Origin of the sequence: Paenirhizobium daejeonense, from assembly GCF_014280875.1 — a bacterium.
In the GTDB taxonomy this organism is placed as follows: domain Bacteria; phylum Pseudomonadota; class Alphaproteobacteria; order Rhizobiales; family Rhizobiaceae; genus Allorhizobium; species Allorhizobium daejeonense.
This window is the reverse complement of the sequence record NZ_JACLAL010000014.1, coordinates 54,045-74,138: the sequence shown is the minus strand read 5'-3', so window position 1 is coordinate 74,138 and position 20,094 is coordinate 54,045. Positions and strand designations below refer to the sequence as shown.

Genomic DNA, 20,094 nt, shown 5'->3' with positions numbered 1-20,094 from the left:
TCGCCGCCGGACGTCACCGATCATCAGATCAACCTGTCGAAACTCGTTAGACATAAGCTTATCCTCAAGCCTGTGCTTGAGCCTTCCTGCTTATGCTGAGTGTCCGGTCGAAAGTGGGGGCAGTTCATAGGGCCACAGCTGGGGTTAGCAGGTGCTCCCGCAGCCTCCCACAACGAGGCTGAATATTGCCGACTGGCTTTAACCTATCCTGGGTGATAGGATATGTTCGTCACGACTCCTCTGCCTTCGCATACTCGGTACGATTTAAGTGACTATTCGTTGAACACAGTAGGCGAAAGACGATGACTGCTCTCCGGCTCTTAATCGCGTTCTCCGTGTCGTTTTGTTGGGTATTGCCACACATAGCTATCAGCCGCGACCGAATTTCTTCTGTTCAAGTTTGGGTCACGAGCGATGAGTGGGAGGCTAAGCAGTTTGACCCCAATGAAGCTGATCTTGTGGGACCCAGCCGCGACGGTATCGGCCTTAAGGTCAAAGGCGCTCATCCGAAAAATGCGGCCGAGCATGTCCACGACACTCCCAGTGCAGTGGTAGCGGTTGATGTGAAGTTTCTCCGTTCAACCACGCCACGCGTTGTTGATTCTCGACGCCCTTCCGAGACCGAACGTAAGTACGAGTTTCTGCGCCCGCCATGTTTTTGAGCGGAACAAAATCACGATAGCTAGTGCTTGCCGTGAAGTTGAAGCTTGCGAATGGCGGCCTGTTTCGCGGGCCTGTTTCCATAGATAGCGCAACTTTCGAAGCGCGTGCCTCAGCGTGGACTGCATCCGCGTTCAGCCAATTCCTGCGTCAGGATCGAAACCTTGCGCATCGAGATTTGGCACATGTGGAATACAGGTTCTAGAGGTCCCCGGGCGTCAATAGTGCCGAACAATAAGCTGTCACGATCGCATGTATTTTGCGATGCTTCGGTAAAAGCGCAGTCAAAGCTTCAATGTGGAATAGGCAGTACTACAGTAAGCCCGCTTAAATTTTGCCAAATGGCGACAAATACAGAGATGTAGTATGAATTTGAATGCTGGTGAGATGGAATTCGCGAGGATAATTCTCGGAAACTCCGATGTAGGGGCGGTTCCTATAAATACAATAAAGCGCATAGCCTTAAGTGCTAGCATGAATGAATGTCCAGTTCTGGTGATATGGATAAGCACTATAAGTGATAATAAGTTTAGATGCGGGGTTTTTTGTAATGATGAACTAGAATTTTCATTCTTGGAGTGCAGATCGTCATATCTTACAAATAGCGGATTTTGTTACGCATCTACGAAAATAATCATCCCAGAGAAAATACACCTATGGGCCAAAAGTTTTTGCCCCACTGCGTATGGATCTATTGTTTTGATTGTTAACGGGAGAATGTCCCCGCGGCAATCATTGAGGTTGCTACGAAACGCAACAAAGTGCCTGCATCCAGGGGGAAGCATATTGCATGTATCTAAGGGGCTTTGGTGTCCAATAACTGAAAAGCTCAGGAGTCGCATGCAGTTGACGTCTGATAGGATTCACGTTGATTTTTCGCAGATTGTGCCGATATCTCTATATAAGCTAAGTAAATTAGGGAGGTAATTTCTCCATTACTGCGCGACGTAAGTATATTTGAGTGATTATTGATTTGCTTTAAATATTAACTCGTGCGTTATTAAAGTGTATTGGAAGGAAATCATCCATGTTGATTTGAAGGCGGCTCCGCTTGAGCCCGGCAGGTCGACGACAGACATTTCGCACTCTTGAGCGCCGTGTGGCCTGATCAATGAACTAACCTGGCCAGCTGCCTCCCAACCTTGATCGAGGAAAATGAAATGACGACGGTGAAGTTGGTTGAAAATGTAGCGCCGGGGCCTGGGGGTGCGAGCTTCTTGAGCCTCATGACCCCCGAGCGATGGGTCGAGATCGGCCGTATCTTGCTGACAGGTGCGGTAGCCCTTCTATACTGGCAGCAGCTCGTGCCGCTCTACCTGTTGTGGGCTGCAGTGGCGCTTGGACTTTATCCGCTCGTCAAGACCGGCCTCATTGACCTGTTCACCAAACGCAAGATCGGCACGGAGATCTTCGTGACGATCGCTACCTTGGTTGCGATTTTCGGAGGCGAGACGGTGGCCGGCGCGGTGCTGATGGTCATCATCCTGATCGCGGAGTTCATTGCCGAGCTGAACACGGACCGGGCGCGCGCCTCGATCAAGTCGCTCATCGGTTCCGTGCCGCAGACGGCGCTGGTGCGCGAAGGCAGCGCCGAGCGTATCGTGCCCATCGAGGCCGTGAAACCCGGCCAGGTCGTGCTTGTGCGCACCGGCGAGAAGATCCCTGTCGACGGCGTAGTCCTCTCCGGCAGCGCAGCGGTCAACCAGGCGCCGATCACCGGCGAAAGCGTGCCCCAAGACAAGGCCGAGGGCGCACAGGTTTTCGCCGGAACCATCGTGGAGGCCGGTGCGATCGACGTGCGCACCGACAAGGTCGGCGGCGAAACGATCTTCTCGCGCATCATAGCGCTGGTCGAGGATGCCGAATCCGAGCGGGCGCCGGTGCAGAAGCTCGCCGATCGCGTCGCGAGCTGGCTCATCCCGGTCGTGCTGGTCTTTCTCATCGGCGTGTTCCTGATCACACGGGACGTGTCCAAGGTGGTGACGCTGCTGATCTTCACTTCGCCGGCCGAACTCGGCCTCGCCACCCCCCTCGTGATGATCGCGGCCATCGCGCGCGCGGCGCGCACCGGCATCTTGATCAAAGGCGGTCTCTATCTCGAACTGCTGGCCAAGGCCGATGCCGTGGTCTTCGATAAGACCGGAACGCTGACGGCCAACAAGCCCGAGGTCGTCCGTGTCCAGTCGTTCGATCCGGTGGTCGGGGAGGAGGAGCTTCTGCGTCTCGCCGCCAGCGCCGACCGGCGTTCGGCCCATCCGCTCGCCAAGGCTGTCGTGCAAGGCGCGGCCAGTCGCGGCATCAATGTGCCGGAGCCGGCGAGTTTTGAGCAATTGCAGGCGCGCGGCGTCAAGGCGACGGTGGAGGGGCGGGCGGTGCTGGTCGGCAATCCCGCGCTGCTGACCGAAGCGGGCGTCGCGGTCGATCGGAGGCCGGAGGATGTCGGCCGTACGCCGGTGCATGTCGCCATCGACGGCACGCTGGCAGGCATCATCTATATCTCCGACACGCTTCGGCCGGGTGCGCGCGAGGCGATCACCGCGCTCAAGGAAAGCGGCGTCAAACGCATCGTCATGCTGACCGGCGACAATGCCGCAACCGCCAAGGCGATCGCCGCGGACCTCGGCGTGGACGAGATCAAGGCGGACCTGATGCCGGCGGACAAGGTCGCGGCTATTGCGGAACTGCAGAAGAAGGGCCTCAAGGTCGCCATGGTCGGCGACGGCGTCAATGATGCGCCGGCGCTGGCGCGCGCCGAAGTCGGCATCGCCATGGGCGGCGGGGGAACGCAGGCCGCGCTCGAAGCCGCCGACATCGCACTGATGACGGACGACCTCGGCAAGATCGTCGCGGCACGCAACATTGCCCGCCGCTCTTACCGCACGATCCAGGAGAACCTCTGGGTCGGCGTCGGCGTGGTGCATGTGCTCGGCATTAGCGCGGCGCTGATGGGCTGGATCGGCCCGATCGAGGCCGCGTTCATTCATCTTGGACCGGACGTGCTGGTATTCTTGAACTCGGTAAAGCTGCTGCGTGTCCGCATCCCTGGCGTATAGCCTATAGTGCCGTGCAGGCCGGGTTTCGCTTCGAAATCCGGCCGGAGGGGCTACATGCCCAGCCTCAGAAGTTTTGCACCAGGAAGTCCGACGGCTCGTATATGCCGCTAAAGTATTGCGAACCCCAGGCGTTCTGGGCGACGGTGCGAGGGAAGGGGTCGTTTGGCGGGGCCCAGGTGGGTGAGCCGAGAAGCAAGGGCAGGACGCGCGCCATGATCGTGCCCGTCACCGGCACGGCGTTCCAGCCGGACGTCCGGAAGCCGTACGTTTCGGGAAGCGGCTTGGGTTCGTCGAGGATGGTGAGAAAGAGGTATCGCGGCTTGTTGGCCGGTGCGACGCCCATGAAGGCGGTGAGCACGCGGTCGCTGGAATAGGCGCCGTTCACCACCTTTTCCGATGTGCCCGTCTTGCCGCCAATGAAATAACCGGGCACGTCGGCTTTCTTGGCAGATCCCACTTCGGCGTTCAGCCGCATCAGGAAACGGAGTGCCTCTCCGGTCTGAGGGGTGACGACATTGCGGCGAATGATGCGCGGGTCGAGCGCCGCGCCCTTCATAAGGGTTGGGCGAATGAGGTCGCCGCCATTCACCAGCGCCGCAATGCCCATGGCGGCTTGGAGCGGGGTGACGGCGATGCCGTGCCCGAAGGCGGCGGTGGCCGTTGTGATTTCTCCCCAGCGGGCGGGCAGGATGGGCTGCGCGTTTTCCGGCAATTCGGTGGTCAGGCGCTCGAACTGGCCGAGGGACTTAAGAAACGCCTGGTGGCGTTGTGTGCCGACGGCGAGCGCCATGCGGCCCATCGCGATGTTCGAGGAGTGGATGAAGGATTCGGGCACGTTGAGCGGGCGGTTCTGCCCGCGATAGTCGCGGATTGCCATCCGACCGAAGCGGAGCGGCTGGCTGGCGTCGAGCACCGAAGAAAGGTTGAAGACGCCGGAATCGAGCGCCATGGCCGTCGTCATCGCCTTGAAGGTCGAGCCCATCTCATAGGTGCCGACATTGATGCGGTTGATGCGGTCGGATTTCAGGGCGTCGGCCGGCGAATTCGGATCGAAATCCGGCAAGGAGGCGAGCGCAATCACCTCTCCGTTCGTTACGTCCATGATGAGGCCGGCCGCGGCGATGGCCGAGAATTTCTCCACCGCCTTCTTGAGTTCCTCGGTGAGCATGAATTGCGCCCGCAGATCGACGCTCAGTGCGACCGGTTCGAGCGCGCTGCTGTCCGGGCTGAGGCCGACCTCTCGAAGCTCCTGCAGCCCCTGACCGTCGATCCACTTCTCCATGCCGGCAATGCCGATATTGTCGGTGTTGACAGATCCAAGGACGTGGGCGGCAAGATTGCCGTTCGGATAGAGCCGCAGGGTTTCCTCGCGATAGGCGACGGCCGGCAGGCCGAGGTTCCAGACGCGGTCGCGCTGCGCCACCGAAACCTGCCGCTTGATCCAGACGAAGCCGCGGTCGCTGTCGAGCCGCTTGTAGAGCTCGGAGGCGTTTAGCTCGGGAAAGACAGAGGTCAGCCCTTCCACCGTTTCGTCCACATCCAGCAGGCGGCGGGGCTCGGCGAATATAGAGGCTGCGGGGATGTCCATCGCCAGGACTACGCCGTTGCGGTCGATGATGTTGGGCCGTGCATAGGATGGCGGCATCAGCGACATCACGCTCGGCGGCGGCGCTTGCAGGCCGAGATAGGTCAGCCGCGCGAAGATGGCGGCATAGACCAGACCAAGGATAAAGAAGGCAATGAGGAAGCGTCCCTTGTACATGCGGCCGGTCATGCGGCGGCGCTTGCGGAACGGCTTCAACGGAGTCTTGGAGGGATAGAGGCGCATCGTCATGCCGAAATCTCCGAATGAGGCCATGCTGGCCATACAGCCGGGAGCAGGAGGTTCATTCGATCGCTCATCGCCGGGCGACCTTGTAAACGGAGGCCGGGGGGAAGTTCCGAACCACAGTGCCGACCCTTTCGGCTTGAAGACCGAGACGATCGAGAATGACCGTCGGAATCGGACATCTCCACCCATAGGTGAACTGGAAGAGGCAAGCGCTTGGATCGAGCAGCGCAAAGGCACCCCGTACGATACGGAAGACTTTCCTCCGGGGCATTGCAAGCAGCGGGAGGCCGCTCACGGCGGCGCCGTGCAGGGGAAAGTCGGAGCGGGTATGCCAGAGGCGGCCTGCGTCCAGGCAAATGATCTTAGCTGCCGGAAATCGCTCCTTCAGGCTGGCGGCGAAGTCGTGGCCGAACTCGACGAGCGTCAGATCCTCCTGGCGCACACCGCGGTGTATGAGCATTCGCGTGAAGACACCCGTGCCCGGACCAAGTTCCAGCACGGGCCCGTAGGCCGGATCGACATGGCGAGTTATCAGGGCGGAAAGCCTGTCGCTCGACGGTACCAGCGATCCAACCCTTGCTGGGTCGGTCATCCATTCTTTGAAAAAAGCTGCCGTATCCGAGAACGAGATACTGGCCGTTTTGCCTTGCTTGATTGTCATGGGGGTGCACGGAGCTACTGAGAAAATGGCATACGGTGACGTGGGGTGAAATATGGCCTTCACGGGGTTTCTCCGTCTTTCCGGCCTGCTGGACTTCGGCGCAGCGACTGAAGGATTTGTTTCGTGGGAAAGCCATCGGCAAGCCTGCCCTCGCTTTTCTGGTAGCGAATGAGTGCGAGGCGCGATTTGGCCCCGATCCGCCCATCGATCTCACCTACGTCGTAGCCACGCTCGCTCAGCAGCTTTTGTAGTTCTCGCCGCTCAACCTGAGAAAGCGGTGCTATGTCGGCCGGCCATGCCGCGGTAAACGACGCTCCGCCCGATACTCGGTCCGCCAAATGGGCGACGGAAAGAGCATAACTGTCCGAGTTATTGTAGCGCTTGATGACGTCGAAGTTGCGCAGCAACAGGAAAGCGGGGCCTCTGCCGCCGGCTGGCAGGTAAAACCGGGCGCTATCGCCCGGTCGGGGAAAGGCTTTACCGTCCACCCGTATGGCGCCGAGCCTTTGCCACTCTTGCATTGTCATCCGTCTCGCGGCCCACGCTGACGCGTAGTCGAAGGTCTTTGGCAGGCGGACTTCATATCCCCAGGCCTCGCCGTGCCTCCAGCCGCTCTTCGACAGATAGTTGGCGGACGACGCGAGTGCATCGGGCACGGAGGACCAGATATCAGCCCGCCCGTCCCCCTCGAAATCCACGGCATAATTGACGAAGCTAGACGGCATGAACTGGGTCTGGCCCATGGCGCCTGCCCAGGAACCAACCATCCGGTCGGATCGAACGTGACCGTCTCGCACGATTTCGAGGGCGGTCATCAACTCTCGCCGGAAATAGGCGCCGCGGTAGTTCTCGTGCGCCAAGGTCGCGAGCGCATGCAACACGTTGCTTCCACCCATGAAGCCACCGTAGTTCGTCTCAATGCCCCAGATAGAGACGAGAATTTCCGCTGGCACGCCGTAGGCTTCTTCGATGCGTGCCAGTGCATTGTTCCATTCAATGGACTTGGCCCGCCCGCTTGCGATACGCTTCGTGTTGACGCGCTTCTCGATGTAGTTCTGAACGGTTGCAAGTGTTTCGGGCTGCGTTGTTGAGGATTCGATGACCTTCGGGATGATCTTGAAGCCGGCGAAAGCCTGCTCGAACAGGTCGCGTGGAATCCTGCGAGATTTTGCCTCGGTCCAGAGGTCCGCCAGATATGCGCCTTGGCCGCCTGAAGTCGCCATGACAGGGCCAGCTGCCAACGAAAGGGCAGCGGCGAGGGTGAGAACGGTTAGCGTGCTTGCTGGGTTTCTGGGACTGTTCTCCGGCGCAGATGCCTGGCCGGCAGGGGGAGCCGCGCGTGCGTGTGCACGGCTCGTACGAGCGTGTTTGGTAAACATGGATCAATCCGCTTTGCTGGTGACTGCCGGTTAAGCCGGCGTTTCGGCAAGGGAAGCGGTAGAGACCGAAGGACTTCGAGTGGAGCTACGCTTCCCGTGAAGGCCGCAGCGTGCGGGGTGGGCGAAGGAGTTCGTAAGGCGCTTTGCTGCCGTCGGCAGCTTCGAGCACCCCATACCAAGCTTTTCCGAATGACCTCGCCTTCAGCGGAATACCTGCTGTCAGGTTTGGCGTTTCGTGTAAGTGCTCGGCACTGTTGTGAGCGTGGAGCGCGCCCGACGCACGCTTGTCTTTGCCGTCGGTCTCGTGGCTATGCCGCAGAAAGGCTCCGGCCATGTCAGACGGCCGCTCGTCATGCAACGATAGTTCGACGAAGGAGACTGCAGGGCGGAAATCGCGGCCGTTCTGATGTGGCAATAGCCAGCCGAACGCCATCGCGAGCGCGATGACGGCAGACAGGAGGGTCGTGTGGAGCCGGCTCGACATGTTTAACAGCTACTCACCGAAATCTTAAGAATTTGTTGCTTCAATGCCGCCTTCGATTTCAATTATTGGCTATGAGCGTGCCATCGTAGCGTCCGAAAATTCCCTCGCGTCTCAAAACTCAAAACGGTTGGGACTGAGGTCTCGTTTCGAAAATCCCACCCTATATGGCCGGTCATGGGCGATACCACGGTGCCGTTGTCTGTCCTGATATCTCGCCCGGCCTCATAGATCTGTTCCTGATTGCCCTGGCGTCCATGCAATCTAAACGACAGGCCTTTTTCTCGCGCTTTCCAACTGAATGACGCTTGTTCTCCTTCCGTCATTTCCATCTCGATCTCGGCGAGGGCTCCGCCGTCAAGCGAAACATCCACACTGCGAGACAAGACAGGCGCGCGCACCTGCGCCGCTTCCAATCTTATTGGTGAGCCTGCTTCTAATCTCCTCCAACTGGCAACATCGGAAGGGGCAGTTTGGGAACCCACGCCGTTCGGGAGCACTAAGAAACTCCACAACGTCGCGAGGAATACGGTTAGGCAGAAGGTGACCGAAGTGGCAAGTTCGTTTCGCATTATCCTATCCTCCTAGAGAGGATATTTCATTCGTTGTTAAGCTCTTGCACATTACCGTCGGGGGTGCAACCGGGACCGGTCAGCTATTGCCAGGGAGAGAAACACATGTGGACGCCTGCCTTGATCGGAACCTGGTGTGCTGTGCTCTGTTTAAGCGCGGTCTACCTCGGGGCGACATATTCCCCGCGAGAAAGGAGCGTAGAACCCCAGTTTCCGGTCCTTTCTGAGCACCACATCATTAGCTTGGAGCCGATGACTGTCCCGATTGTCCGAGAGGGACAGTTGAAGGGCTATGTCGTCGCCGAGGTGTCGCTCACAGCAAACGATGAAGCGTGGCATGGGCGCAAATTTCCAACGATGGAAATGTCAGATCAACTGATGGCCACCCTGCAAACTTTGCCAGTGATGGCAGATCCAAACTTTGATCTGAAGGAAGTCCGAGCCGGAATTGTCGCGAAGATGAACGAGCGATTTGGGGCCGAGGCTTTCTACCAAGCGGTTCTTGCGAGGCTGGAATTCCTATCGGTGGCCGACATCGAAAAAACTCGAAACCCCGAAATCTATCGGGTCAAGTCGACGTCCATAGCAAAACAGCCGGCGTGAGCGGCAGTCTCGTCATATTGCCGTCTTGCCTATGCAGATTGTTTGCCGTTGTCAGCGGCGCGCCTGGATTTCCGTAAGTTGAAGCGATGCTGCTGGCTTTCGTATATGAGGGCTTGCTATTGGCGCCTATAGATGCGAATGATTTGCAATTGCATTTGCAAAAGGGAGACTTCTCTTGGACGTGAGAAGGGAAGGGTGGCTGTCGTCCGGTGGCGAGGTGTCGCTCTCCGACGTGCATCGTACGGTTTCGGTGAAAAAGGATTCCTCGCGCCTTCGCCGGGCGCTCGCATTTTTCGGGCCGGGCTATCTGGTGGCCGTTGGCTACATGGACCCCGGCAACTGGGCGACATCCCTGGCAGGCGGTTCGCGCTTCGGCTACACGCTGCTCGTCGTCGCGCTCGTATCCAACATCATGGCGATCGTTCTTCAGTCGCTCTGCGCACGCCTCGCCGTGGCGTCGGGCCGAGATCTGGCGCAAGCATGTCGCGATGCCTTTCCGCGACCAGTTGCCTACGGGCTCTGGTTCCTCGCCGAAATCGCCATCATCGCCACGGATATTGCCGAGGTCATCGGGACGGCCATCGGCCTCAACCTCATTTTTTGCATCCCGCTCGAACTCGGCGTCATTGTCACGGCGCTGGACGTTTTCCTGATCCTCTATCTCCAGCGCCTCGGTTTCCGCTGGCTGGAAGCATTCGTAATGGCCTTGCTTGGCATTATCGCCGTCTGCTTTGCCGTACAGATCGCACTTGCCGACCCCGATTGGGGTGGCGTTCTGCGCGGCTTCGCACCAACGACGGAAATCATCACCAATCCCGATATGCTCTACCTGGCGCTCGGCATTCTTGGAGCGACGGTGATGCCGCACAATCTTTACCTGCATTCTGGGATCGTGCAGACGCGCGCCTATGGCGAGACACTGGAAGAGCGGCGTGAAGCGCTGCGGTTTGCAACGCTCGATTCGACGATCGCGCTCATGTTCGCGCTTCTCGTCAATGCCTCGATCCTCATCCTTGCTGCCGCCGCGTTCAATGGCACCGGCCGAACCGGAATCGCCGAACTCGGCGAGGCGCATAGTCTGCTTGCGCCGCTGCTTGGCATGGCGATCGCACCCACTCTCTTCGGCATTGCGCTTTTGTGTTGCGGCATCAATTCGACGGTCACCGCAACGCTTGCGGGGCAGATCGTGATGGAGGGGTTTCTGCACATCCAGCTCGCCCCTTGGCTGCGCCGGCTTATCACGCGCGGGATCGCCATTGTACCGGCCGCGGGCGTTACGCTCCTTTACGGGGACAGCGGAACCGCGCAACTCCTGATCTTGACGCAGGTTGTACTCAGCCTTCAGCTTTCCTTTGCGGTCTTTCCCTTGGTGATGTTCACCGCGGACCGCCGGAAGATGGGAGAGCTTGTCGCTCCTATGTGGCTGATTGGGCTCGCGGGTCTCATCGCGGTCGTCATCGCCGGCCTGAACGTCAAGATGATCATCGACTTCCTCGGCTGACAACGGCATCGAATCCTCCCGCCGGAGCGGGAGGATTCCTCCTGGAGCCTGAGCGGCTTACATAATGCGCTTGATGTCGGTATAGGCGCCATCGGTCTTCAAGGTGACGGTGACCGGATCACTGGTACGGTTGCGCCAGAACCAGCCGTGATTGCCATCGAATGCTGCTTCAAGAACACCACTATGTTCCGCAGCGCCACGGCCCTTTTCGTAGCTGATGCTTTCGCCGCCACCGTCGCCGTGCAGGTCGAAATTGACCTTCGAGCCATTCGCGGTCCAGGTGAAGTTCGCCGTTGCGCCCTTGACCATGACCAGCTTCACTTCCGCGCCTTCACCGGGCTGAAGCGTGATGGACATTTCGTCCTTCCTGAGCGCAGCATCCTGTGCATAGGCCGATGAGATGCCGAACTCACGGATGATGCGGTCCATCAGGCTGGTTCCCTCCATCGGCGTCGTTGCAGGTTGATCCTGCGTGCCGCCCGAAGCCGCCGCTGGCTGTGCGGCGTCTTCGGCCGCCTTTCGGTCCATTTCGGCTTCTTCGGCGAGTTGGACCTTGATCTCGCCCATATCCTTCAGGCCCATGGCAGAGCCGACGCCCGTGGGGTCGATGCCGTATTCGGAAGGAAGGACGATGGTGACAAGGATGGCCGCGGCTGCGACAGCCGAAATGATGGTGGATTTGACGAGTTGTGCGGAGGAGGGCAGGTCGTCGGCAGAGGGTGCTTGGGAGTTGAACATGTTTCTATCCTTGTTAGGCGACGAAATAGCCGGTGAGCTGATATCCGATCAGCACCCATCCGGCAGTCATCATGAGAACGTTGGCGGTATAGGCATGGCGCAGGAAGCCTGACGTCTTGCGCCAGTAGCTCATACCGATGAGGATGATGGCGAGAGCGATCAGCTGGCCGATCTCAACGCCGACATTGAAGGCAAGCAGGTTCGGCACGAGGCCGTCTTCGGCGATCTCATATTCCAGGATTTTGGTCGCGAGACCGAGACCGTGGAAGAACCCGAAAATCAGCGTTGCGAGCTTCGTGTTCGGCTGGAAGCCGAGCCAGCGCTGGAAAGCCCCGAGATTGTCGAGCGCCTTGTAGACGACCGAGAGGCCTATGATGGCGTCGATCAGATAGGAGCTGACGTTCCAGCCGTAGTAGACGCCGAGCAGCATCGTCGTCGAATGCCCGATGGCGAACAGGCTGACATAAATGCCGATATGCTTCAGCCGGTATAGGAAGAAGATTACACCGAACAGGAAGAGGAGATGGTCGTATCCCGTAACCATATGCTTGGCGCCGAGATAGACGAACGGGATCAGGTTTACGCCCGATATCTCCTGGATGTAGCCCTTATCGCCCTCTGCAACAGCATGGGCTGCCGCCGCACCTGCGGTGAAGAGCAAGGCGAGGAACGCAAAGAGGAGTTGGGATGCGGGCAAGCCGAACGTGCGGCCGCCCCCTCCGAAGAGTGGTGGTTTCATAGAAATATCCGTGACTTTGTTGAATGCGCCGCCAAAGCGGCATCGATCAGGCCAAAGGCACGGAGCGCGGCGGACGTTCGAGAAGAACGATCAGACCCGATTGCAAGGTATCGCTGCGAAACTGGTAGTCGAGCGCGGTCGCGACGCGGATGGAGCCGGTCGATCCGATCCATAGGCTCGGCTTTTCATGCGTATGGTCGGCATCATGACGATCGTCGACATCGCCATCGACCTCATCGAAATCGTCATGCGAATGGCCGGAAGCATGATCGCTTTCGCCATGGTGAGACTGCATGAATTCGGTTAAATGCTGACGTGCAGGATGTGCGCCGGGCGTCGACAAAGCCAGCATGAAAACGGCAAGGCAGCAAAGGATTGCCACCACCGATCCGAATACTGGTTTTGAGTGTCGAAACGCCATAGATATCCTGATAGTTTCACGCGCGGATTCGCACAAGATGCGTTCGGCGATCCCCTTGGGGGGATAAGGATCGAGTATGGCAGAACATAGACATGAAACGCATCCTGAGATCATGCGTCGCTTGAAGCGGGCGGAGGGGCATCTCAAGAGCGTGATCGCGATGATCGAGGCTGGAAAGCCCTGCCTCGATATTGCCCAACAACTCCAGGCCGTCGAGAAGGCGATCTCGAACGCCAAACGTACCCTCATCCAGGATCATCTCGATCATTGCCTTGAGGAAACCATCGGCGTCTTGCCGCGGGACCAGCGCCAACCGATCGACGAATTCAAGGCCATCACGAAGTTCCTCTAGCCGTCTCTTTCCAGCAGATTTGCTGGGGGGGAGGAGGCTAGCGCACGAAGCGTTCTATCTCGAAAAGCGCCTGCCGGTAGAGGCCGTTAAATTCGACGGCTCGTGAATCGCCATCGGTTCGCAAGATCCAATCTTCCAGAACGGGGTATTGTCGTTTTGCGAAGTCGAGCAGGTCCACGGTTCTGTCGTAACGAAGGAATGCTAGGAATCCAACAGCGACGCGTCCGCCGAGCGGCGCTTGCGCCGCCTTGAGCAAGTGCGCCAGCAGTGCTGGATTGTGTTGAAGCAAGAGGTCGATATGGCGTTGGAGCTGTGAGGCCTGATCGATCAGCGCCACTCTCTCCTGATCGAAATCAGAGCGGTCAGCGATCTTGCGGCGCTCATAAACGACAGGAGCGTCGGGGCCAGTTTCGCACAGCCAGCCCTTACGGGGTACAAGCATATCCGCTTGACTATCCTCGTCCTTGAAAGCGTAGAAGGGCATTGCGCGGCATCGGACTGGTTTGTTTGCGTGAATGCCGCAAAGCTTGTCATCTTGTAGCGCGGGGCATGCCATGTAAGGCGGAATGAACGACATTGGGGTTGCGACGAGCAACAAACGCTTGCGCTGCGCAATCGGGATAGAGACGCCGATGCGCTCGACGATCGTCTGGCCGCGCGCGCCTGGCCTGACGGGCGACATGGAAAGAGCAAGAGGAAACCGGCCAGCCATTGACACGGCTTCGCCGACCGTGAGTGGAACCGATCCGTAACAACACATTCCGCAAGCGGTGCAGGCAAAACGCTTTTCCGTCGTCATTGCCTGCGTCCATTCGTCATGCGGTTACGCCACAGCATTTCTTGAATTTCTTGCCGGAGCCGCAAGGGCATGGATCGTTCCGGCCGACATGCTCCGACCTAACCGGCGGTGCCTTCGGGTTGATCACGCTTCCGTCAAAACGCCATTCGCCATTTTCGCGTGTGAAATTTGCGATTTCCCGCTGACTAAGTTCCTTGCCCTGATGGCGGTAACGAAACTGGAAGGAGACGACACCATGCATATCGAACTCCTGTCCGTCCTCGGTTCCGAGAATTTCCAGACCCAGCCAATCAACACCGGGAAGCGATCGCTCCATATCGACACGGTTGAAGGAGTGGATCGCGTTATCGGTGCATGTCCGTTCGATATGGTCGAGCGCGCCCAGTGTGATCGCACTGTAGCGGGAGCGCATCAAAGCTTCCGCGGTGGGTGCCGGCGCACCGGCAATGTAGGGCCCACAACAGTCGTCCAGTTGATTTGGCAAGCCACAGGGGCATTGGGGCATCGTTTTGTCCCGATCGTTCGATGATGCTTGCTCAGCGGATAGGGTTGCGCGACTCGCGGACCGAGCGTGTCGACATTATCCTATCCTCCTAGATAGGATAATGTCGACCTGCGTCTTTTCACTTTTACGGGAATGGTGTGGATTAAGAGAGAGGCGGTGGGCACTCGCAAACGCAGAGGAGACACACCGCCTTCGGTCTATGCATTGCAAAATGCAAGGTGCTAGCCGATGGCCTAGATGGCTGCAGTTCCAGGCAGTGTATCGGCGTTGATGCAAGCGACGCGCCCCCCGTGTCGCGCGTCGTCCAGCACCGGGTCGATCTTCGCACATGCGTCGTCGGCGAACGGGCAGCGCGTATGGAACCGACAGCCGGAAGGGATGGCACGGGGGCTTGGTGGATCACCCTCTAGCAAGATGCGCTGGCGCGTCTGCTCGATCCGCGGATCGGCCGAGGGGACCGCTGACAGCAGTGCGCGCGTATAGGGATGGGCTGGATTGGCGAAGAGGTCCGCCGTCTTGCCTTCCTCGACGACCCGGCCAAGATACATCACCGTGACGGTGGTGCAGATCTCGCGGATGACGGCGAGATCGTGGGCAATCATCACGATCGTCAGGCCCAGTTTCTGCTGGAGTTCGAGGAACAAGCGGACGATTTGCGCGCGGATCGAAACGTCAAGTGCCGAAAGCGGCTCGTCGCAGACGAGGATGGATGGATTGAGCGCAAGTGCCCGCGCGATCGAGACACGCTGGCGCTGGCCGCCCGAAAGCGATCGCGGCAGTCGGTCGCGCACCGTGTCGGGCAGGGAGACCAGTTCGAGCAGTTCGGCTATGCGTTTCTGTCGATCTGCAGCCGATCCGGCCTTGTGGATCAGTAGCGGTTCCTCCAGCGACTGCTCCACCGTCTGGCGGCGGCTCATTGAGCCGAGTGGATCCTGGAAGATGAACTGGATTTCCCGCGCGAAGGATTTCGGATCGTCGTGCCGCCATGTTGCCCGGTCTTTGCCGGAGACGAGGATGCGACCTTCTGTTTCTCTTTGCAGTCCGATGATCGTGCGGGCGAGCGTCGTCTTTCCACACCCGGATTCACCGATCACGCCATGAAACGTGCCGCGCGGGATGGAAAGGGTGACGCCGTCCACGGCCCGCACAGCGGAACCGCCAGCGGAGCGGGCGCCGAAATGGACTTTTAGTCCCTCGATGGCGATGGCGGGCGAGGATACTTGCGTGGTTTCAGGCGACAACATGTTCGACCTCCGTGGCGGCGATGACGGGGCAGGCGGCCAGATGGTCGCCTCCGGACTGCTTGACGGTTTCGAGAAGTGGGCGATGCACGCGGCACTCAGGCTGGACGAGCGGACAGCGATCGGCGAAGCGACAGCCCGGCGAGAGCTTGATCTGGTTCGGTGGCGAGCCTGAGATTTCGCGGCCGACGATGCGGTTGCCCGACCGAAAATCTGGCACGGAGGCAAGCAGCCCGCGCGTATAGGGATGGGCCGGCTGGGTGAGCACATCCATTACAGCGCCTTGCTCGGCGACCTGGCCCGCGTAAAGCACGACGACCCGGTCGGCTGCCGCGGCGACGGCTCCGATATCGTGTGTGATGAGGATGACTGCGATGCCATCCTCGCGCTGAATCTGCCGTAGTAGTTCGAGGATCTGCGCCTGGACAGTCGCATCCAGCGCCGTCGTCGGCTCGTCGGCGATGAGCACCGGCGGGCGAGCGGCGAGAGCGAGCGCGATCATCACGCGTTGCAACATACCTCCGGACATTTCGTGCGGATAGCGGTCGAACCGATCCTCAGGGTCCGGGATACCGGTGCGGCGCAGGAGATTGATCGCCTCCCGCTTTGCTGTCGTCTTGTCGGCGCCACGGAAGCGGCGGATTTGCGCGGCAAGCTGAGGACCGACCTTCAGCATCGGGTTCAGCGCACTCATCGGATCCTGGAAGACCACACCGAAATACCGGCCGCGCAACGCTGAGACAGCGCGGCTGTTCATCGTAAGCAGATCACCACCCTCGGCACGTGCTTCTCCGCGTATATCGACGCGGACGCCTTCGGGCAGCAGGCCGAGCGGGCCGAGCGTCATAACGGTCTTACCGGAGCCGCTTTCACCGACGACGGCTACGGTTTCCCCGGGCCTGATTCCAAACGAAACGCCATCCACCGCGCGAATGCTGGCGGTTGTCGTGTGGAGGTCGATGACGAGGTTGTGCACGTCATATATCGCTTGCGAGCTGGTCATGCCGCTACCTTTCCCTGTCGTTCGATAGCATTGCGCTGTGCTTCCTCTGCCGCACGGTCCTTCCGGCGGCGGCGTAACAGCCTCCCGCCGATCGGTGCTGGCACCTTCTGGAGTGCGAACGCTTCTCCGAGCAGATTGAAACTGACCACCACGAAGGTGAGCGCAAGGCCGGGGATGATCACCAGCGAGGGGTTTTCCTCGATGTAGCCCATGCCATCGACGAGCATCTGGCCCCATTCAGGTGTCGGTGGAGCAACGCCCAAGCCGAGGAAGGACAGAGTGGCGATGGAGAGAACCAGCGCGCCCGCGTCGGCACTGGCATAGACGACGACAAGCGCAAGGACGTGCGGCAGGATGTGACGCACAAAAATCCATAAGTGCCCCGCGCCCATCACTCGAACCGCCTCGATATACGGCTGTTGCAGTTCCGCGACGACGACGGCCCGGCTCATGCGGGCATAGTTCGCCCACCAGGCCATCGTGAGCGCGAAGATCATCGACCAGTAACCCGTTCCCATGATGCCGATGAGCGCGAGTGCGATTACCAGGCTCGGCAGCGCTAGAATGATGTCGATGATGCTGATTAGCACGAGTTCGGCCGTGCCGCCGACATAGCCGGCGAACGAACCGATCACCACGCCAATGACGAGCGCGGAGGCAAGGACGATGGCCATCGCTGTCATCGACACCTGGGCTCCGCCGACGATGCGGCTGAAGATATCACGGCCAAGATAATCTGTGCCGAAGAAGTGTTGTGCACTCGGTCCCGTGAGGATGGCATTGTAGTCCTGAGCGCCAGGATCGTATGTCATGAGCAACGGCGCGAAGACCGCGACGATGACGAGAAAGACGACGGGCGAGATCGTCAACCAGGGCAATCCGCGCAAGCGGCTGAAGATGTTGCGGTCCATATCAAGCTCCCTTTGCACGACGAAGCCGCGGATCGATCAGGAGACAGATCAGGTCGGCAATGAAATTGACGGCGACGAAGAAGACGACGAACAGCAGGAGTGACGCTTGCATGCCGATGAAGTCGCGGAAGCGAATGGCATCGATGAAAAAAGAACCCACGCCGCGCAACGCGAAGACGGTTTCCACGACAATCGAGCCGATGATCATCAGCGTGAACTGCGCACCGAAGGTCGTAATAAAGGGTACCGCGATGTTGGGCAGAGCTTCACGAACGAGAACACCGCCGCGCGAATAGCCCTTGGCGAAGCCGGTCGTGGCGTATGGCCGTGCCATGATTTCCTGAAGGTTCACACGAACCACGCGGGCCAATACGCAAGCCGGGAAGAGCGCAATCGTCAGCCAGGGCAGAACCCACCCGCTGAAGCCGCGCACGCCGAAGGTCGGCACGAGCCCGAGCCAGACCGAGAACACGATAACCAGCATGGCGGCGACGAAGAAGTTCGGTGTAGAAGCGCCCACGAGGGAAAGGCCATGCAGACCCTTGTCGACTGGGCCACCATTGCTCGCGGCGCCGAGAAGTCCCATGCCGAGCGAGAGCAGTAGCGCGATCACACCACCACCGACGAGCAAGGCGCCTGTGATCGGAATACGCTTTGCGAATTCCTCGGCGATCGGCTTTCCGGTGCGAAGCGACACGCCGAAATCGCCCGTCAGGGCGTCCATGAGCCAAGCGCCGTAGCGCATCGGAAGCGGATCGTTGAGGCCGAGTTCGTCGGCGATGCGTACAATCATTTGCGCGTCAGCGCCAGGGCCGGCGGCACGCTCGGCAATGAGTGCGGCGACGTTGCCAGGTGCAGCGCTGATCAGCGCGAAAATCGCGGCTGAGGCAGCCAACACGAGGCCGAGGGCGAGCAAGGCTCGCCTCAATAGGAGTTTCTGCATGCTTTCTCCCCCCAAAGGAAACGGATTGCCAGCCAGCTCCTCGCTGACTGGCAAAAACGGCTGCGAACTCAGGCCTTGAGACCGATACCTTTGTAGGGCAGGTCATAATCAGTGTTGGGCAGGCTGAAGTTTTCGACACGCGGGCCATGCGCCCACAGCCGCTGCTGCACGACGAGTGGGCAGATGGCTACATTGTCGTAGAGCCAGTCATAGACAGCTTGCATTGCCGGCTCACGCGCATCGCCGCTAGCATCGGTCGCTGCCTTGATCAGAGCGTCGAGCGCCGGCGCGATGTAAATCTTGCCGTCAGGCCCGCTGTCGACTGTGGATACGAACGGGTTGCCGAGCGTGCCGTGCGGATCGTAGGGCGCACCGTACGTGGTGAAGAAGGTGAGATCGTATTCGAAGGCCGGCCGACGGTCATGCATCGTAGCATTGTCGACAGAGGTGACACGGGCCTGGATGCCGCACTCCGCAAGCTGACCCTGTGCCATTTCGGCGACGCGGCGCGACCCGGGCAGTGATTCTTCCGATACGAGAAACTCCAACTCTAGGGTCTGGCCGTCCTTGGACCAGCTACCACTTTCGCTCCAGCCGCCGTCCGTGAGAATCTTCTTGACCGTCGCGACGTCACGTGTCGGCACCTCGTGACGCTTGCCAGCGAGCGGGATGTTGGACGGAAAGAGGTCGGCGATCGGATCGGCATAGCCTTCGAAAAGCACCGTTGCGACTGCCTGCCGGTCGATGGCATTGAAGATTGCGCGACGGACGGCGATGTCCTGCATGACCGGAGACTTCGGAGAGAAGCCGAGCAGCATGGTCGCCGTTCCCGGCTCGGCAACCACCGTTACGCCTTCGCCATTGAGCGACTTGGCTCTGCGCGGCGAAAGCGGCGCCACCCAGTCTCCGCCGATGATGTCGAGATCACCAGAGCGCAGGGCGTTGGCACGGGCGAGTTCGTCCGGGACGACACTCAGTTCGATACGGGAGAATTTCGGCTTCTCGCCCCAATAATTGTCGTTCCGCGTCAGCACGGCGCCGGAGGAATCGGTCGATTCCAGGATCCATGGGCCGGTACCGATGGCGGCAGTCTGTTTGCCGTCGGCGTCGACTGCCTTCGGCGAGAGGAAGCGTACGGGGCGGACGATCGTCAGCTCGAGCAGGCCCGCCGGAACGGGGCGCTTCAGCTTCAGCACGAGCGTCTGCGGATCCTGCACAACGGTACTGTCGAAGGCGTCGGAAATCGCAATCCAGGAGAAATCGGCATTGCCCATCCAGCGTTTGAGGTTCCATTCGGCGGCGGTGGCATCAAACGGCGTGCCGTCAGAGAAGGTTACGCCCTTGCGCAGATTGAAAGTGATGGATAGCCCGTCGTCCGCGACGGTCCAGGTTTCGGCAAGCCCGGGCTCGAGGGTGCCGTTCGGGCCGTAGTGGACGAGACCGTCGAAGACGATCGTATAGGAACTGAGCGTAGAGACGTTGGTCAGGAGATCGAGATTGCCGGTCTCGGCAGCGATGGCGATTTTGAGCGTGCCTGCCTCCTGAGAGAAGGCAAGTGTCGGCAGCGAGGAGATCAGCGCAAGGGCCGACCCCGCGACGAGAAACTGGCGGCGAGAGAGATCTGTCATGTTGTCGTTCCCCATTAAGTGGCAGTTGGTAGCATTCTTGTAATGTCTAGACATAATAAACCTATCCTCCACC

19 protein-coding genes are annotated in these 20,094 nt (G+C 59.5%); 4 read left to right on the top strand and 15 right to left on the bottom strand.

The window, feature by feature from the left end:
* Positions 1 to 1,820: 1,820 nt before the first annotated feature.
* Positions 1,821 to 3,713 (top strand): heavy metal translocating P-type ATPase, encoded by a 1,893-nt coding sequence (locus tag H4I99_RS23500; protein ID WP_163906345.1) that lies wholly within the window; start codon positions 1,821 to 1,823, stop codon positions 3,711 to 3,713.
* 64 nt (positions 3,714 to 3,777) lie between these two features.
* Here H4I99_RS23500 and H4I99_RS23495 read toward each other — a convergent pair whose 3' ends face one another.
* From H4I99_RS23495 to H4I99_RS23475, 5 genes are all read right to left on the bottom strand, one after another.
* Positions 3,778 to 5,547, bottom strand: coding sequence for a peptidoglycan D,D-transpeptidase FtsI family protein (locus tag H4I99_RS23495; RefSeq protein ID WP_163906344.1), 1,770 nt, complete (start codon positions 5,545 to 5,547; stop codon positions 3,778 to 3,780).
* 64 nt (positions 5,548 to 5,611) lie between these two features.
* Positions 5,612 to 6,268: a class I SAM-dependent methyltransferase gene (locus H4I99_RS23490; protein ID WP_246225692.1), complete on the bottom strand. Its 657-nt coding sequence runs from the start codon at positions 6,266 to 6,268 to the stop codon at positions 5,612 to 5,614.
* Positions 6,265 to 7,428, bottom strand: a complete 1,164-nt coding sequence (locus tag H4I99_RS23485) for a lytic murein transglycosylase (RefSeq protein WP_244625273.1) — start codon at positions 7,426 to 7,428, stop codon at positions 6,265 to 6,267. The genes H4I99_RS23490 and H4I99_RS23485 overlap by 4 nt, the downstream gene beginning before the upstream one ends.
* A gap of 241 nt (positions 7,429 to 7,669) precedes the next feature.
* Entirely contained in the window at positions 7,670 to 8,068 is a 399-nt protein-coding gene (locus tag H4I99_RS23480) for a hypothetical protein (protein ID WP_163906543.1), read from the bottom strand.
* A gap of 62 nt (positions 8,069 to 8,130) precedes the next feature.
* A complete protein-coding gene (locus H4I99_RS23475) occupies positions 8,131 to 8,637 on the bottom strand; it encodes a hypothetical protein (protein ID WP_163906541.1) in 507 nt (168 codons plus the stop codon).
* Between the two features lie 282 nt (positions 8,638 to 8,919).
* Between H4I99_RS23475 and H4I99_RS23470 the strand changes: the two genes are divergently transcribed.
* Both H4I99_RS23470 and H4I99_RS23465 read left to right on the top strand, forming a co-directional pair.
* The gene (locus H4I99_RS23470; protein ID WP_163906539.1) at positions 8,920 to 9,240 is read left to right on the top strand and encodes a hypothetical protein; all 321 of its coding nucleotides are present in this window, start codon (positions 8,920 to 8,922) and stop codon (positions 9,238 to 9,240) included.
* 175 nt (positions 9,241 to 9,415) lie between these two features.
* On the top strand, positions 9,416 to 10,741 hold the full coding sequence (locus H4I99_RS23465) for an Nramp family divalent metal transporter (protein ID WP_163906537.1): 1,326 nt from the start codon (positions 9,416 to 9,418) through the stop codon (positions 10,739 to 10,741).
* 57 nt (positions 10,742 to 10,798) lie between these two features.
* Here H4I99_RS23465 and H4I99_RS23460 read toward each other — a convergent pair whose 3' ends face one another.
* From H4I99_RS23460 to H4I99_RS23450, 3 genes are read right to left on the bottom strand one after another with little or no spacing between them, the layout of a single operon-like run.
* Positions 10,799 to 11,479 (bottom strand): transmembrane anchor protein, encoded by a 681-nt coding sequence (locus H4I99_RS23460; protein ID WP_163906536.1) that lies wholly within the window; start codon positions 11,477 to 11,479, stop codon positions 10,799 to 10,801.
* A 13-nt stretch (positions 11,480 to 11,492) separates the two neighbouring features.
* On the bottom strand, positions 11,493 to 12,218 hold the full coding sequence (locus H4I99_RS23455; protein WP_163906534.1) for a HupE/UreJ family protein: 726 nt from the start codon (positions 12,216 to 12,218) through the stop codon (positions 11,493 to 11,495).
* Positions 12,219 to 12,264: 46 nt separating this feature from the next.
* Positions 12,265 to 12,513, bottom strand: coding sequence for a hypothetical protein (locus tag H4I99_RS23450; RefSeq protein WP_163906532.1), 249 nt, complete (start codon positions 12,511 to 12,513; stop codon positions 12,265 to 12,267).
* Positions 12,514 to 12,715: 202 nt separating this feature from the next.
* Here H4I99_RS23450 and H4I99_RS23445 point away from each other — a divergent pair, with 202 nt between their 5' ends.
* Positions 12,716 to 12,991: a metal-sensing transcriptional repressor gene (locus H4I99_RS23445; RefSeq protein ID WP_163906529.1), complete on the top strand. Its 276-nt coding sequence runs from the start codon at positions 12,716 to 12,718 to the stop codon at positions 12,989 to 12,991.
* 37 nt (positions 12,992 to 13,028) lie between these two features.
* Here H4I99_RS23445 and H4I99_RS23440 read toward each other — a convergent pair whose 3' ends face one another.
* The 7 genes from H4I99_RS23440 to H4I99_RS23410 all read right to left on the bottom strand — a co-directional run bounded on the left by H4I99_RS23440 (position 13,029) and on the right by H4I99_RS23410 (position 20,021).
* The gene (locus H4I99_RS23440) at positions 13,029 to 13,790 is read right to left on the bottom strand and encodes a YkgJ family cysteine cluster protein (protein WP_163906527.1); all 762 of its coding nucleotides are present in this window, start codon (positions 13,788 to 13,790) and stop codon (positions 13,029 to 13,031) included.
* Positions 13,791 to 13,806: 16 nt separating this feature from the next.
* The gene (locus H4I99_RS23435; protein ID WP_163906525.1) at positions 13,807 to 14,295 is read right to left on the bottom strand and encodes a YchJ family protein; all 489 of its coding nucleotides are present in this window, start codon (positions 14,293 to 14,295) and stop codon (positions 13,807 to 13,809) included.
* Positions 14,296 to 14,528: 233 nt separating this feature from the next.
* The gene (locus tag H4I99_RS23430; RefSeq protein WP_163906523.1) at positions 14,529 to 15,539 is read right to left on the bottom strand and encodes an ABC transporter ATP-binding protein; all 1,011 of its coding nucleotides are present in this window, start codon (positions 15,537 to 15,539) and stop codon (positions 14,529 to 14,531) included.
* Positions 15,526 to 16,539 carry an ABC transporter ATP-binding protein gene (locus H4I99_RS23425; protein WP_163906521.1) on the bottom strand — a complete coding sequence of 338 codons (1,014 nt, stop codon included), beginning with the start codon at positions 16,537 to 16,539 and terminating at the stop codon, positions 15,526 to 15,528. The genes H4I99_RS23430 and H4I99_RS23425 overlap by 14 nt, the downstream gene beginning before the upstream one ends.
* The gene (locus tag H4I99_RS23420; RefSeq protein ID WP_164490840.1) at positions 16,536 to 17,450 is read right to left on the bottom strand and encodes an ABC transporter permease; all 915 of its coding nucleotides are present in this window, start codon (positions 17,448 to 17,450) and stop codon (positions 16,536 to 16,538) included. Before H4I99_RS23420 ends, H4I99_RS23425 begins: the two co-directional genes overlap by 4 nt.
* Before the next feature lies 1 nt (position 17,451).
* A complete protein-coding gene (locus tag H4I99_RS23415; RefSeq protein ID WP_163906519.1) occupies positions 17,452 to 18,393 on the bottom strand; it encodes an ABC transporter permease in 942 nt (313 codons plus the stop codon).
* Between the two features lie 68 nt (positions 18,394 to 18,461).
* Positions 18,462 to 20,021, bottom strand: a complete 1,560-nt coding sequence (locus H4I99_RS23410; protein WP_163906517.1) for an ABC transporter substrate-binding protein — start codon at positions 20,019 to 20,021, stop codon at positions 18,462 to 18,464.
* Between the last annotated feature and the right edge of the window lie 73 nt (positions 20,022 to 20,094).